We start from the raw sequence: 15,776 nt of genomic DNA on the forward strand, positions 1-15,776 counted from the left end.
AACTACCAACGAGCGGTTACCATTTTTTTACGCGTATAAAATTCGACCCCATCGGTGCCGTTGGCATGCAAATCGCCGTAGAATGATTTTTTCCAGCCGGAGAAAGGGAAAAACGCCATTGGGGCTGGAACGCCAAGATTGACTCCGAGCATGCCTGCTTCAATCGTTTCGCGGAATGTGCGGACGTTGCTGCCATCCTTCGTGAACAGGCAGGCGCCATTTGCAAACTCGGATGCATTCGCAAGCTCAATCGCTTCCTCCAGCGTCTCAACCCGCGCAATCGCCAGTACCGGAGCGAAAATTTCATCCTTCCAGATCGTCATTTCCTTATGAACGCCGTCAAACAAGGTTGGGCCGACAAAATAGCCCTTCGCATCAGCCGCAGCAGCAGCATCTTTGCGTCCATCGCGCAGCAGCTGTGCGCCTTCCTGCTCGCCGATTTCAATATAGCGAAGCGTCCGCTCCTTATGCGGTCCACGAATAACCGGACCAAGGAAGACACCGGACTCAAGCCCGTTGCCAATGGTGAGGGAATCAGCCGTTTGCAGCAGTTTTTCTACGAGCTTATCAGCTACATCGCCGACAGCGACAACAACTGCGCAAGCCATGCAGCGTTCGCCTGCCGAACCGAAGGCAGCATTCGTAATTTCTTTAACCGTCAGGTCAAGGTCAGCATCCGGCATGACGATGGAATGATTTTTTGCGCCAGCGAGCGCTTGCACACGTTTGCCCTCCGCAGTTCCCGTGCGATAAACATACTCCGCAACAGGCTGCGAGCCAACGAACGAAATGCCTTTCACATCCGGGTGCTTCAGCAAGCCATTTACGACATCATGCGCACCATGAACGATGTTTAGCACGCCATCTGGAAGACCCGCTTCCTGAAACAGCTCTGCCAGGCGATTCGCAAGCAGCGGCGTACGCTCCGACGGCTTAAGCACGAACGTATTGCCGCAGGCTATCGCAAGCGGGAACATCCAGCACGGCACCATCATTGGGAAGTTAAACGGCGTAATACCGCCGATGACGCCAATTGGGTAACGGTACATGCCGGACTCAAGGCCAGTAGCAATATCAGGAAGCTGCTTGCCCATCATCAGGTTAGGCGCGCCAGCCGCGAACTCCACGCATTCAATGCCGCGCAGCACTTCGCCATAAGCTTCGGCATAGCTTTTGCCGTTTTCTTTTGTGACCAGCTGTGCTAGCTCTTCCCAATGATCAACGAGCAGCTGCTGGTATTTGAACAATACGCGGGCCCGTTTTGGTACAGGTGTACGACTCCATGAAGTGTAGGCTTCTTTCGAATTGGCTACAGCCTGCTCGACATCTTCATTTGAAGATAACGGTACATAAGCCAATACCTCTTCAGTTGCCGGGTTGTAAACCGCTTCTGTCTGCCCCGATGCCGATGCTACCCATTTTCCGCCAATCCAATTGCTTAATGTTGCTGTCATATCCACTCAATCCTCTCTGTTTTAAAATTAAACGATGATTTCACCGCGGTTGCAGCGGTCGATATAGTCTTGAACCTGATCGGCAGACGGCATAGCGTCTGAGCAGCTGTGACTGGAAATAACGATACAGGCAGCGGCACTGCCGAACTCCATGCTTTTCTCAATCGACCAGCCCTGCATGTTGCCGTACAAAAAGCCTGCTGCATAGGAGTCGCCCGCTCCAAATGTTTTGATAACCTTCGCCGGGAAGCTCTTCGCCCGGTGCGAGGCGCCATCCTTCGTGTACGCGATGGAGCCGTCCTTGCCATGCTTGATAATGACAATTTGCGCGGCATAATTGAACCACTTCGCTGCGGTCACATGATCATCACGCTCCGGATTAGGCTCGAACGTTTCCATATTGTCAAATTCTTCTCTAGTACCCATAATAATATCGCATTTTTCAGCCGCCAGGTTGTAGTAAATGGCCGTTTCCTCTGGTGAGTTCCACGTATATGGACGATAATCAAGATCAAAGGCAATAACGACGCCATGCTTGCGGGCATAATCAATGGCAAGGAACACCGCTTCACGCGAAGGGCTTTGTGCCAGCGCCGTACCCGAGATAAGGAGCATTTTGGAATTAGCAATCAACTCCTTGCTAACCTCCTGAGGTTTAAGCAGCAGATCAGCAACATTGTCGCGGTACATCAAAATGCTGCACTCCGACGGGCTTTTAATTTCGGTAAAAGCAAGCCCCGTCACTGCACCGCTGTCATCCGTTACGACGCCCGAAGTGGCAATTTGATTATTTTCCAAATATGTCGTAATAAAACGGCCCATCTGGTCATCGGCCACCTTGCCGATAAACGATGTTTTCATCCCAAGCCGGGACATGCCAATCGCAATATTCGCCGGAGAGCCGCCAACGTATTTCGTAAACGTCATCGTCTCCTCCATCGGGCGATTAATTTCATTCGCATTCAAATCAATGCACAAACGGCCAATTGCTGTGAAATCCAGCGGCTTCGCTGCGTTATATGTGATATAAGACATCCGGGGCCCACCTCCAATAGTTACTTAATGTCATAAGTTACTTAATGTTATAAAATACTTGATTCGAATTATTTTAAGTAGAAGCATGTATAAGTTCCGCCAAAGGACGAAGACAGTCGGTTTATCTTAATGAGGATAAATAACGAATCGCTTCCTTCGCATATTCATACGGATTATGAGTTGCAGGGTCCTGCTCTCCTTCGAGCATCGCCCAGCCGTTATAACCGCGAGCTGTAAGCTCCTGAAGCACTGGCGCAAAATCAAGGCAGCCGTCACCCGGCACCGTAAATACGCCCTTGCGAATACAGGTGACGAAATCGGCCTGCTCTGAGCGGGCTTCATCGAGTACGGATTGGCGAATATCTTTCAAATGAATATAGGCAATGCGGTCATAATGCTTTTGCAGCACATCCAGCGGGTTCGCACCACCATAATAGGCATGGCCAGTATCAAACAGTAGATGCACATAAGCTGGGTCCGTCAGCTCCATAAGCTTGTCAATTTCCTCCGGCTGCTCAACTACGGTTCCGCCATGATGATGGTAAGCCAGCTTTAAGCCGTATTCAGCCGCTATTTTCCCGGCTGCGTTAAGGCCGGTCGCCAGCGACTGCCAGCCTGCTTCATCCAGCCGCAGCACCTCTGTCTCATTGGGCGTACGCCGCGGATCAAAATGCAGCGAGCCGCCAACCTCAGCCGTGCTGATCACCTTGCTCCCCATGCTTTGTAGAAACTCGGCATGCTTGCGGTAACCCTCAAGCTCAGCCTCGCGGTAGGCGGGATCGGAGAACAGCACCGACTTCCACTGGGATACGAGCTGAATGCCTCGCTTGCCCAGCTCCTCGCGCAATACGGCAGTGTCGGTCGGGTATTTGCGCCCCATTTCCGTTCCCGTCAGCCCAAGCCGCTGAATATCATCCAAAATTTGCTCATAGGTCGTATCCGCCCCATGCTCCCGCACATCCTCGCCCACCCAGTTAATCGGGTGAATGCCGAGTGAAAATGTAAATGGCTTCATCGCTTACCCCAGCTCCTTATTGAAAAATAGGATCAACCTGCTACAGCTGCTTCGCCTTGCTGAGCTTTGCCTGCATCGCTTCATGCGCCCTCCGCACCTTGTCGCTTTCTGATACAGCAGGTACGCCGACATGCCACCAGGATTCATAGCCGCCGGAATTCGTTCCCGGCAATACGCTTATTTCAATCAGCGTCGTGCGCTCCTCCTGCTTCGCCTGAAGCAAAGCAGCACGCAGTTCCTCCGCATTTGCAGCTTTGTAAGCACTCGCCCCAAGACTGCGGGCATGGGCAGCAAAATCAATAGGCAGCGGCTGACCCGTGTATTTGCCAGTGCTCGCTTCACGATAGCGGAACTCATTGCCGAAGCCATCACTGCCATGCTCGCGCTGCAAGTTATGGATACACTGGAACCCATGATTGTCAAAAAGCAAAATCGTAAACTTGCGCTGCTCCTGCAAGCTCGTCACCAGTTCGGAATGCATCATCAAGTAGCTTCCGTCGCCAACCAGGGCGTACACCTCGCGCTGCGGGTCGGCGAGTGCCGCTCCGAAAGCGCCGCTAACTTCGTAGCCCATGCAGGAAAAACCATATTCCATATGATACGTTTTCGGCTCGGTCGAGCGCCATAAGCGGTGCAAATCGCCAGGCAGGCTTCCGGCAGCGCCAACGACGACGGAAGAGGAAGCAATCGTTTCATTAATGACGCCGAGCGCCCGAGTTTGGGAGAGGCCGTCTTCATGCTCCTCCTTGTAAAGACGATCAACCTCTGCATCCCATGCCGCTTTGCGCGCCGCCAATTCCGCATCGGTATAGCTGCTTTTGTAATTCGCTGCTTGCAGCGCATTTTGCAGCGCAAGCAAACCCGCGCGGGCATCGGCAATTACCGCTTCCCCGCCCAGCTTCGCGGCGTCAGCGCCATTTAAGTTAATATTGATAAACTGCACATCCGGGTTCGCGTATGCGGACTTGGAGGCAGTTGTGAAATCCGAGTAGCGCGTGCCTACGCCGATAACCAGATCAGCTTGCTTCGCCCATTCGTTCGCAGCCAGCGCACCGGTGACCCCAATAGCTCCCGCATACAGCGGATGACGCCAATCGAATGCGCTTTTTCCAGCCTGCGTTTCCGTAACCGGAATGCCGAAAGCTTCAGCGAACGCTCGCAGCTCGGAGGTAGCAGACGCATACAAGACGCCGCCTCCTGCTACGATAAGCGGATGCTTGCTCGCTACAATACGCTCCGCTGCACGGGCTACTGCCTCCGCCGCCGGCTCGCGGCGATCTACATAATGCACGCGCTTTGCGAAGAAGCTCTCTGGATAGTCATAGGCTTCCGCCTGCACATCCTGCGGCAGCGCGAGCGTAACCGCTCCTGTCTCCGCCGGATCTGTGAGCACGCGCATCGCTTGCAGCGCTGCGGTAATCAGCTGCTCGGGACGAACGATACGGTCCCAGTAACGGCTGACGGCCTTGAAGGAATCCGTAGCGGATAAAGTATAGTCACTGCTTACCTCAAGCTGTTGCAGCACAGGGTCTGGCTGGCGCGAAGCGAAGTTATCACCAGGCAGCAGCAATACCGGAATACGATTAACGGTAGCTGTTGCCGCTGCCGTTACCATGTTTAGCGCACCTGGGCCAATCGAGGTTGTGCAAGCATAGATCTGCTTGCGATTACGCTGCTTGGCGAAGGCTGCTGCTGTGTGTACCATGCCCTGTTCGTTTTTTCCTTGGATAAAGGTTAAGCTGTCTGCGCTTCTTTCCAGCGCCTCTCCCATGCCGGTCACATTGCCATGACCGAAGATGCCGAACACGCCTTTAACGAACTTCGTTTCCTCACCATCAATTGAAATGTATTGCTGATCCAAAAACCGCAGCAGCGCTTGCGCCATCGTCAATCGAATCGTCGTCATATCCATTTCCTCCTATCGTTAATCTATCATTTGAACACGTTCAGCATGTTTAAAGTTTGCTTGCAGGAGCTATGTTTGCGTCTTGGATTAAGCGCTTAACTCAGTAAAGGTATGGCGCCTAATATTTTAAGATTAAGCGCTTCACCCATAGGCTACTACAACATTGACCTGCTGACAAGTTTTTTCTTTTGGCCTTGCTTTTTCCTCTTCTTATTTTGCGCTATCGTCGTTTGTTTGCGTTTGCAAATGCTGCTTCAGCTTGGCGACTTCTGTTCCGGCAAGCATCATAATGCCTATGCCGTGATTGTCGTTAACTACCGTCCGCAAATCCTGATCATAATAATCCGCTGTGAAAGCGTAGCGCGAACCGCTGCATACGCCGTGAACATTGCCTTGGCGGTCAATAGCGTAGCGCGTCAAGCCATCCCATGCGCGGAACGCCGCATTCATAATAGCGGCTGGCTGCTTCACCCAACCGAAGCGAACGCCCCGAGCAAAGCCATAGGCAAACATCGCCGTGCAGGAAGCCTCCAAATAAGTATCTGGACGGTTAACTACCTGATGCCACAGCCCGCGCTCCGATTGACGAGCGGCATAACCCTCGCATAGCTCATTAAAGAAATCCAGCAGCTCATCACGCAGCTCATGCGCCTGCGGCAACGCTTCCAGCACTTCGGTCAATGAAAAAATCGTCCAGCCATTGCCCCGTCCCCAAGGAATGCCTGTCGCCCTGTCATATTTAAAATCATAAACATGGGACATCAGCTTCTCCTCTGGCATGAATAAATAGCTTTTGAAGCGCAAAAACTGCTTCGCCGCTTCATCCAATGCCTCATGATTGCCTGTTAAACGAGCATAGCGGCAGAGAAATGGCGTACTCATGTACAAATCATCGGCCCACATCGTATTGGCGGCATATTCTCCCTCACAGGTGCGGTAAAAAGCGCCATCGGGCTTGCGCTCCAGCTTATTCAGCATAAAATCGGCGATGCGCTCGGCAATTGGCTCTATAGCAGCAGCAGATAGCCCTACCCTAGATTCCAGCATAGCCGAACCGAACGAGCCGCAATTATCGAGCATTTTCATCATCACGAGCTGCTGATTAATGGCTGGGAACCCATATTGCTCTCGATCCCAGAAGGAATAGTCATACATCTCCGTGCAAGCTTCCACATGCTGAGTCGCATAGCTGACGATATCCGGACGCTCCAGAAAACGCCCCGTTTGCAGCAAGCCGTATATCGTAACGCCAAGCGGATAATCCCACCGCGCATAATTGGATACGGTACCCACTGTCCATTTATTGCTTAGCATTGCATTTTCGTAATAGGGACGTACCCAGGTGTTCGGCCGATCAAGCTGCCAGTAGGTGTGCAATAGGCTTGTCTGTCCAGCAGACTCCGATACCCGATTAAGAGAATAAAGAAGATCGGTGCGAATAAGCTGCTCCCAAGTAGGGTTAGCCGCTCCCGCTTCAAATGGGCCAACATACAACCACTGCCCTGCTCCAGAGCCATGTACTTGCTGCGGCAAGCTCAAAGTGATAGCGCTGCCATCAACGGCATTTGCAGCCGTCAGCGCAAAGCCCCAGGACTGCTCGCCGCACACACTGCGGGCTACGAAATGATGCTTGCCTGTATCCAGCAGCAGCTCAAATCGGAAAGGGCCTGCTGCTGTGCTTTCACCTACCTGTTGTCCTTCCAGCCACAAGGTCAGCTCGCCTGAGGACTCGCCCTCCAGCACGACGGCCTGCTTCCCAGGCAGCGGCTGATATAAGGTTGTCCGGGCATAGGCGGCTTTGCCGCGCTGCTTTCCAAAAATCCGTTCCAGCTGGCCAAGGCCGCGCTCCTCCTCTGACCATTCGATGACCGGCAGCCAGTCCAGTCCCGGCTCCTGTTGCTGTGATCCCAATAAGTCCGGCTGGGCTACTTCTAACCGCTTGCCTGATTCAAGGGCAGCATCAACCGGCTGCGAGAAAATCCATCCTGCCTGCCCATACCGCTCCTCGAACGGTGCACGGACATTCATAATCCGCACCTTTGCCTCATCAGAGCCGATTTGACACCCGAAGCCCGCTGGTGTGCAAGTCATCGACAGCCATAAGCTGTTCCAGCCCTTTGCAAAGACTAAGCTCAGCCTAACCGTCGCATCCGGGCTGATTTCCTCTATTACATTCGAACGAAAGACTAGCTCCCCGTTGAAATATAGCCTTACAGGTCCAAGGCAGCGTACGTTAATATCCAAGCTGCGCTCCTCATCGCTCCATACGAGCCCAGCTCCATAGCTCAGTTGCCCAGCTTTGGCCTCTGGAAAGCGTGAAGCCAAATCCAATTCATACAGCCCTTCTGCATTTTGCAAAACGCCATTTTTGTTAAAAGCGCGGAAAATAAATCCCGCCTGCGGATTAGCACCAACATAACGGTCGGCCAGCAGCTTCAAAATGGCGCTATCTTTGTCGCCAAAGCGATGCTGTGCACTTTCCTCTGTTTGAAAATAAATCGACATCGAATGATCACAAATCCTTTCCATGGCGCAGCTTGTAGGTATAGCGCTTAACTTAGCGAAAATGAACCGCGCTTGCGACTGCCAGTCAACTGGCGATCTACATCACGCGGTATTGTATTTTAACCTTATGCAGACATTATAGCTGAAAGCGCTTCAACTTGTCATCTCTTTTTTAATTATCGCGCTCCACTTTTAATTTAAATCGTTATTTAGCCTTTCCCCTGAACAATGAAATCGACCATCGAACGCGCTGTAATGCGGCTTCCGCTCGTTACCACGCCTGTGCTTGCACCTACATTGAAATCGCCTAGATGATGCGGAATAAACGTTACTGTTTTAACCATTCCCGGCAGCAAATCAAAGAAATTATCACTAAAGCGGCCTTCATGCTCGCAAGTTAGCCAAACGCCTTTGGCAAGCGTATTCGTCTCCAGCGTCCACTGGGTACCGCCATCGTGCTCGGACTCTGTTATTTTCAGTTCAGCATGGGCTAGCGTAATATCCTTCATTGGCTCAAAATAATGCAGCTCGCTTGACAGAGTACGTCCATCCGCTTCATCCAGCAGCTCTGCCAGCAATACGCTTGCTGCGGTATTGGCAGCTCCGAGCAGTTCGGAGCGTTGAAGCGTCAGCACATTAGCTGCACCGTTTGCGTCTACGCGGACAGGCGTACTTTGCTCTCCCAGCAGCTCGCCGCTAAAGCTGTACAATCGCAGACGCAGCTGGCCTTGCACGGGAACAAGCTGATCGGATACGAGGTGGAAGCTGATTTCCCCCTCTTCCTTGCGATCATCTACCGAAAGCAGGCAATCTGCGAAGCTTCTTGCTGCATAATATTGCAGCGCCTTCCAGCGCCCGTAATAGTCCATGCCCGCCCAGGAGGCAACAGGCCAGCAATCATTCATCTGCCAATACAAGGAGCCCATGCAATACGGCTTGCGGCGGCGATGCGCTTCAATGGCCGTTTTCATCGCTTCCGCCTGCAAAATTTGGCTCATATACAAAAACGCCGGGAAATTTTTCGGCTCGGACATATACATGTCCATATATTGCTTAATGAGACGGTTGCCGGCACCATTTTTCTGATGGGCGAGCATGACGGAGGATTCCAGCTCCATATCCGCCTCTTCCGCATAGCTGCGCACCGATTTGTATTCGGGGAACGACTGGAAGCCATATTCGCTCATGAAGCGCCCAACGTACCGATTATAGTTTTCAAAGGGCTCTACATTATGCCACACGCCCCAATAATGAATATCTCCGCTAGTTGAGGACGAATCCGAATGCTGCGTAAGGTCGCCGGACAGATTAACCATTGGCGAGGAAGGCCAATAATCGACTCCTACCGTTAAGGATGCTACAGCTTCAGGCAAAATCCGATGGAAAATCGCCTCATAGTCCGCCCATAGCTTCGTTTGCTGCTCCGGCGTGAAGTCCTTTTTCCAGCCCCAGCCGCCATCTGGAATAAAATGCGACCAAGCGGTATCAATCTCATTATTGCCGCACCATAACGCAATTGATGGATGATTGCGCAGCCGTTTAATATTATCCTCCGCTTCCAGCTGCACGCTGCGCAGGAACGCTTCGTCTCCCGGATACATGCTGCATGCAAACATGAAATCCTGCCACACAAGCAGGCCATGCTCATCACAAAGCTCATAAAAGTCTTTTTCTTCATAAAAGCCCCCGCCCCAGACGCGAAGCATGTTCATATTCGATTGGACGGCGCTTACGATTTCATGTTTGTAACGGTCGTAGCCGACTCTCGTTATGAAGCTGTCATTCGGAATATGATTCGCTCCCTTGGCGAAAACCTGTACGCCATTCAGCTCCAAATAAAAGGAAGTACCTACTTCGCCTTTCTGCCTAATGAGACGGATTGTGCGAAGTCCGGTCGTCACCTTTTGCCAATCATATCTTACCTCATTATGGCTATGCCAGCATTCGATCTGGAACGTATACAGCTCTGGGTTGCCGAGTCCTCTGCACCACCACAGCCGTGGATTTTCAACTTCAAAAGGGATTTCAATCGTCTGTTTGCCTGCGGCTAAAGAAGCAGAATGCCCTCTGAACATGCCTTTATCCGTTGCTGCCAGCTTTAGCAGGACATCGCATTCGTGTTCGGCCTCCAGCTCAACGACGGCTGTAAGCTTCGCGAGCTCCGCCCGTACCTCATCCTGACGAATATATACATCGGTAATCCTGACATAGGACCAGCCCTCCAAGTATACAGGACGCCAAATACCGCTCGTTACGAAGCGCGGACCCCAGTCCCAGCCATAATGGTAGGGCGCTTTGCGGGCAAAAATACTAATTTTCTGCTCGCCGAGCCCACCGACCTCGGATTGATCATTTGGTGCTGGCAGCGCATATGCTAGCTTAGCCAGCTTCGGCAAATCTTCTTTGATGGGCGAGCGGAACAGAACCCGCAGCTCGTTGTCGCCAGCTGTCACCCGGTCCGTAACATCTACTCTCCATGTGCGGAACATATTATCTGCTGCCAGTATATGCGCTCCATTCAAATACACATCCGCATACGTATCAAGCCCCTCGAATACAAGCTCCTGCTTCGCCCGAGCAAGCTGCTCCGGTGAAGGCTGAAAATGCGCTACATATTCCCAGTCTTGTTTGTCCACCCACTGCGCGTCCTTCTCATTTGTCCCATAGAAGGGATTTGTCAGCCTGCCATTTTGAATTAAATCCGTATGTACACAGCCCGGCACGACAGCCGGCAGCCATTCCCCTTGATCCTTCTCCTGAAAATGCCAATTGCTAATCATCCATTGCTCCCTCATCGTATCCTCCTAAAAGTAAAAAAGTAAGTTAAACACATGAAACCTCACTCCAGAGACTGAGCCGCCGGAGCAAGGTTGCCATGCATTTTACCGCTAATAAATTTTTTTATACTGCCAATGCTATTAGTAGCCTAAAGCTGTTTTAGCTTCTTTCCATTTTGCATTCAGCTTGTCGAAAGCCGCTTGCAGATCGTCAGCAACGAGATACTCTTGTACATAGTTTCCAGTACCGATGCCGATTTGCGCTTTATTGGCAATTTCATTGAATTTTGGATCAGTCGCTTCGCTTTCAAGCAGCGTCGGATTTGAGGACTGGAACTCAGCTAATTGAGAAATCGACGACTGTGCCGACTTGTCGATTGGCATAAAGCCGGATTGCTCTACATAACCAGACTCTTTCACGAAGAAGTTGACCCAAGCAATCGCAAGCTCTTTGTTTTTGCTGTCCTTGCTTACGCCAACCAAATAATCCGAACCAAGAGGTGCATTGTATTTGCCGCTATTGTCGTATGGAAGCGGGAAGAAGCCAATGTCCTCTGATGCTGCGCCAGCGCCTACGATTTGTGGAATGACCCAGTTGCCAAGGAAATACATAGCCGCTTTACCCGATGCAACCTCGCCTTTCGACATTTCCCAGTTGTTTGTCGACAGATCTTTTTCAACCCAGCCTTTTTCAATGAAAGTACGGCCGATATTGGCAAGAATACCCCAAGCGTTGTCCACCTTGAATGGTGCTTCATCTGTTACAAGCTTGGATACAAACTGCGGATCGCCTGCAACGTACCATGCAGAGCCGTCACCCCAGTTGCCCATAGGCCATTGTGCGCCATAGTTCATATAAAGCGGAATGATGCCTGCTGCCTTCAGCTTTTCTGCATCGGCATACAGCTCATCAAGCGTAGTTGGAATGTTGTCGATGCCCGCTGCTGCAAAAGCTTTTTTGTTGTACACGATCCCTTGCGTATTTACGCCAGTCGATAATCCATAACGTTTGCCATCGAACAGCGACAGGTCAGCGAAAAAAGTATTGGTGAAAAAATCATCCGGCAGCGGTTCAAAATATTTCGGATATTCCGAAGCGGCAAGGCCAGATGGAAGCATTAGAACGTCGCCTGCTTCGCCCGTTGTTAGGCGAACCTGAATGTCTGTCGCGTAGTTGGTCAAGCCTTCAAACTCAATTTCAGCTTTCGGATATTTTTCTTTAAAAGCTGCTGCATATTTATCTAGCGTCCCATCGTTGAGAAAATCGGTACGATGCGTCAAAACTTTAATTTTGCCGCCTAGTTCGCTAGCTGCGCTTGCTTCTGGGCTGACAGCGGAATCGCTAGGGCTTGCAGAAGCTGCTGGAGCGCTTTCTGCTGGTGCATTATTGCCGCCACAGGCAGCGAGAATAGTCGTCATTAATAAAATTGCGGAAGATAAAGCCAAGCCTTTTTTCATGTTGTTACCCCCTGAGTCATATTTGGTATCGCTTACATCGTAATCATATACGCTCTGAAAACAAAATAATATGACGCTGTTTTGTTTTTATTGTCATGAATTATGCTAACAGCGTCATCTTTTGTTAGTTTGCTTAGCTGCGGCGGAGAAAAGCATATTCCTCCTGCTCCATCAACTTAAGATTGCGGCTAATTAGCTCGGTGCGCTGCTCCACGCTTGCGCGGGAACGCAGAAGATCCGGCGGCGTTTGCAACACATAATCAACCAATTGTTCAATGCTCGTCACAGCGACATGCACCCTTGTATCGGAGGAAGCATAATAAATGTAGACCTCACCGCTCGGCAGCTGCACAGCGCCATTGCAAAATACAACATTAGATACATCACCGACCCGCTCTATTCCTTCCGGAGCGAGCAAATGACCGCCTGGTGCATAGGTAACCTTGTTTGGTTCATTCAAATCTGTCATAAATGCATACAATACATACCGCAAGCCCGCCGCCGTATTGCGTACACCGTGAGCGATATGCAGCCAGCCATCAGGCGTCTTGAGCGGGGCTGGCCCCTGCCCATTTTTCACTTCCTTAATGGTGTGGTAAAGCTTGCTGTCGACGATGGTTTCTTCGACGATGACAGCAGGGTTCATGCTTTCGGACAAGCCCCAGCCGATACCGCCGCCTGCCCCGGTATTAATGAAGCCGTCCTGCGGACGTGTATAAAAAGCATATTTACCATCGACAAATTCAGGATGCAGCACCACATTACGCTGCTGAGGCGACGGGGAAACTAAGTCCGGCAGCCGCTCCCATGTGCGCAAATCCTTCGTGCGGGCAATGCCGCCCTGAGCAACCGCGCTTGACGTATCGCCAGCTGGTGCCTCTGGATCTTTGCGCTCGGTACAGAACAAGCCGTATATCCAGCCGTCCTCATGCTTCACAAGCCGCATATCATACACATTGATATCTGGATCCTCCGTTTCCGGCAGCAATACCGGATAATCCCAGAAGCGGAAGCCCTCTGCGGGAGAAGCACTTTCGGCAACGGCGAAAAAGGATTTACGGTCTGCCCCTTCTACGCGAACCATTAAATAAAACCTGCCTTCAAGCTCAATAGCTCCCGGATTGAAAGCGGCATTTACACCGATCCGCTCCATTAAATACGGATTAGTCTCCGGGTCCAAATCGTAACGCCAGTATAGAGGCGTATGCTCATTCGTAATAACGGGATGCTCAAATCTTGCAAATACACCATTTGATTGCTGAACTTGTTTATTAGGCGCATGAAGCAGCTGCTCATGTCGTTCCGATAATGCTTTAAGCTGATCCAACCATTGATTCATAAGGGCCTCCTAATGATTGATTTCAATTTTATTTTTCCTCATTAATTATTAATGGCATTAACTTTAATTCGTTCTAAGCGCTCAATAGCTTCAAAGCAGGCCCGGCTATTGTGGTACGGGCATTTCCATGGATCAATTTTTGGATAGCTTTCGTCCGCAGCACCTTCCCGTGAGACTTGCCAGTGCCATTCGCCCGTTTCTTTATTGGATATGAAAGACGTAATAAACCGCCAGTTGCCCCATGCCGCATCCAAATACTGCTGCTCGCGCGTCAGCTCATACGCGTTCAGAAAACCAACCATCGCTTCCGCCTGCGGCCACCAATCCTTCGTTGCATCCAGATGTCCGTCTCCATCGTACTCATTATATAGACCGCCATCTTCATCTACGCCCTCGGCAAGCGTGGCGTGCGCCATCTGAATTGCAGCCTCGCGCACTCGCTCCTCAAGTGCTTTATCGCCCAGCACCTCAGCCGCCTCCCACAGCAGCCAGCTACCTTCGATGTCATGGCCGTACGAGATATAACGGGATTTGGTGCTCCAGGCATCATCAAAAAACAGCTTGAAATGATAGTTTTGAGGATCAATGATGTAATTCAGATGCAGCTCAATCAGCGTTTTCAGCTTGTCGCGCAGCCCTTCCGGCTTCCACACCCGATACAAGTTCGTATACGCCTCCAGCACATGCAAATGCGTGTTCATTGATTTTCGCTCGTTGAGATCCTTACCGCTGAGACTCAAATCATCCGTTTCCTGCCAGTTTTGCGCCAGTGCTTCAATATAGCCTAAATGCACCGGGTCAAATGCATGCTTCTCCAGCAGCCTGTAGATTTCCTCTGCCCACGGCAGCACGTCCTGCTTGCCAGCAGCCCGTACATATTCTGCTAATGCATAGATGACAAAAGCCTGCCCATAAACTTGCTTTTTCGTCTGAACCGGCTTTCCGTCCTTGTCAACCATCCAGTATAAACCGCCATGCTCCTGATCGTGAAAATGCTCCCGCAGCGCATCCAGAGCCCGCTCTGCCATTTCCAAATAGGGCGCTTCCTTATAAATGCGGTACGCCGATGAGAAGGACCACAAAATCCGCGCATTCAGCACGAGGCCCTTATCCGCATCCTCCGAAACAGAGCCATCGCTTGCCATATAGCCAATAAATCCGCCATTCTTTTCATCTACCGCATGCTTCATCCAAAAGCCAAGAATTTGCTCGCGCACTTCCACTGTCAGCAAATTTTGCCACTCGGCGATATCCAGCCTATTTTGCATTCCTGTCACATTGCTCATTTTTCCCTCTCCTCCCTAGCCCACCGGCTGTCCTTGTCCCTTAGCATAGAAGGAGCGGATGACCGCTGCCGAACGTTTGCCATACACGCAATAATCATCGTTGCGGGAAGCGTCTTTCGTATCGTACAGCTGAGCCGGCCAATCCCACAGCATGTAGCCGAGCATCCAATCGCGTTTGGCACATGCAGCGAACATCGCTTCATAATAACGCTCCTGCTCAATTTCAGACGGTGCGCCTAGAAGCGACCAGTCATTTGGCTTTGCAGCCGAGCCTTCGCGGCTCGGACAGCCTGCCTCCATAAAGAAAAACGGCTTATTCCACTTTGCAACACCTGCCTCTATGCGATCAAGCTGCACCTCGAATTGGTCAATCGGGTAATAGCCGCTTGACGAAATTATATCTACGGCATCCCACCAGCCTACGCGCTCTTCCTGATATTTATCGCAGTTGTAAGTAATAGGTCCGCTGTAAAGCGTCCGCACCAAGGCAATTAAATCGCGCCATTCCTGCTCGCGCTTGTCCGTCTGCACCATTTCACATCCAATGCAGAACATTTCGCAGCCCTCTTCCTCGGCTATCGCTGCATAGTAGGCAATGAATTTCCCGTAGGAAGCGAACCACTCGCCCCAGTTCGGCTCCCCTGGCGTATCTTGATCAAAGAAGCCGATATGCGCCCGCCACGTGCCATTCCCCACATTGACTACCGGCTTGAGGCATACTTTTATGCTGTAGCTTTTCGCCTCGCGTATCGCCCAGCGGATTTCCTCATCACTTACTGTCGGCTCGCTCCAATAGGGAATTTCCGTCGATTGCGGCGTTTCTTGAACTGCTGCGAACGCAATGGCCGTCCAGTTTACGTTCAGCTTGGCCATTTCAGCGATGGAGGCCGCCGCCGCAGGCCCAGCCCACGTACCGCGAACTCCCGTCCAGCCCCATGTCATTCCAAAAACCTGCTCATTCCACTGCTGCAAGTATGTTTCCCCCTTCAACTCACGATCCA

10 protein-coding genes are annotated in these 15,776 nt (G+C 51.3%); all 10 read right to left on the minus strand.

Annotated features, from left to right (window positions below):
- Positions 1-2: 2 nt before the first annotated feature.
- The 10 genes from V5J77_RS13445 to V5J77_RS13490 all read right to left on the minus strand — a co-directional run bounded on the left by V5J77_RS13445 (position 3) and on the right by V5J77_RS13490 (position 15,717).
- Complete coding sequence (locus tag V5J77_RS13445; protein WP_338551357.1) at positions 3-1,454, minus strand: CoA-acylating methylmalonate-semialdehyde dehydrogenase; 1,452 nt, start codon at positions 1,452-1,454, stop codon at positions 3-5.
- Between the two features lie 27 nt (positions 1,455-1,481).
- Complete coding sequence (iolC, locus tag V5J77_RS13450; protein ID WP_338551358.1) at positions 1,482-2,489, minus strand: 5-dehydro-2-deoxygluconokinase; 1,008 nt, start codon at positions 2,487-2,489, stop codon at positions 1,482-1,484.
- A gap of 121 nt (positions 2,490-2,610) precedes the next feature.
- Positions 2,611-3,504: a myo-inosose-2 dehydratase gene (gene iolE / locus V5J77_RS13455; protein WP_338551359.1), complete on the minus strand. Its 894-nt coding sequence runs from the start codon at positions 3,502-3,504 to the stop codon at positions 2,611-2,613.
- Positions 3,505-3,544: 40 nt separating this feature from the next.
- The gene (gene iolD / locus V5J77_RS13460; RefSeq protein WP_338551360.1) at positions 3,545-5,410 is read right to left on the minus strand and encodes a 3D-(3,5/4)-trihydroxycyclohexane-1,2-dione acylhydrolase (decyclizing); all 1,866 of its coding nucleotides are present in this window, start codon (positions 5,408-5,410) and stop codon (positions 3,545-3,547) included.
- Positions 5,411-5,620: 210 nt separating this feature from the next.
- Positions 5,621-7,915, minus strand: coding sequence for a glycoside hydrolase family 88 protein (locus V5J77_RS13465; RefSeq protein WP_338551361.1), 2,295 nt, complete (start codon positions 7,913-7,915; stop codon positions 5,621-5,623).
- Between the two features lie 209 nt (positions 7,916-8,124).
- The gene (locus V5J77_RS13470) at positions 8,125-10,710 is read right to left on the minus strand and encodes a glycoside hydrolase family 2 protein (protein ID WP_338551362.1); all 2,586 of its coding nucleotides are present in this window, start codon (positions 10,708-10,710) and stop codon (positions 8,125-8,127) included.
- A gap of 123 nt (positions 10,711-10,833) precedes the next feature.
- Positions 10,834-12,150, minus strand: a complete 1,317-nt coding sequence (locus V5J77_RS13475; RefSeq protein WP_338551363.1) for an extracellular solute-binding protein — start codon at positions 12,148-12,150, stop codon at positions 10,834-10,836.
- Positions 12,151-12,283: 133 nt separating this feature from the next.
- On the minus strand, positions 12,284-13,489 hold the full coding sequence (locus tag V5J77_RS13480) for a glycosidase (RefSeq protein ID WP_338551364.1): 1,206 nt from the start codon (positions 13,487-13,489) through the stop codon (positions 12,284-12,286).
- A 41-nt stretch (positions 13,490-13,530) separates the two neighbouring features.
- Positions 13,531-14,775, minus strand: coding sequence for an AGE family epimerase/isomerase (locus V5J77_RS13485; protein WP_338551365.1), 1,245 nt, complete (start codon positions 14,773-14,775; stop codon positions 13,531-13,533).
- 15 nt (positions 14,776-14,790) lie between these two features.
- Positions 14,791-15,717 carry a 1,4-beta-xylanase gene (locus tag V5J77_RS13490; protein ID WP_338556777.1) on the minus strand — a complete coding sequence of 309 codons (927 nt, stop codon included), beginning with the start codon at positions 15,715-15,717 and terminating at the stop codon, positions 14,791-14,793.
- Between the last annotated feature and the right edge of the window lie 59 nt (positions 15,718-15,776).

The sequence above is a fragment of the Paenibacillus sp. KS-LC4 genome (genome assembly GCF_036894955.1).
Lineage (GTDB): Bacteria > Bacillota > Bacilli > Paenibacillales > Paenibacillaceae > Pristimantibacillus.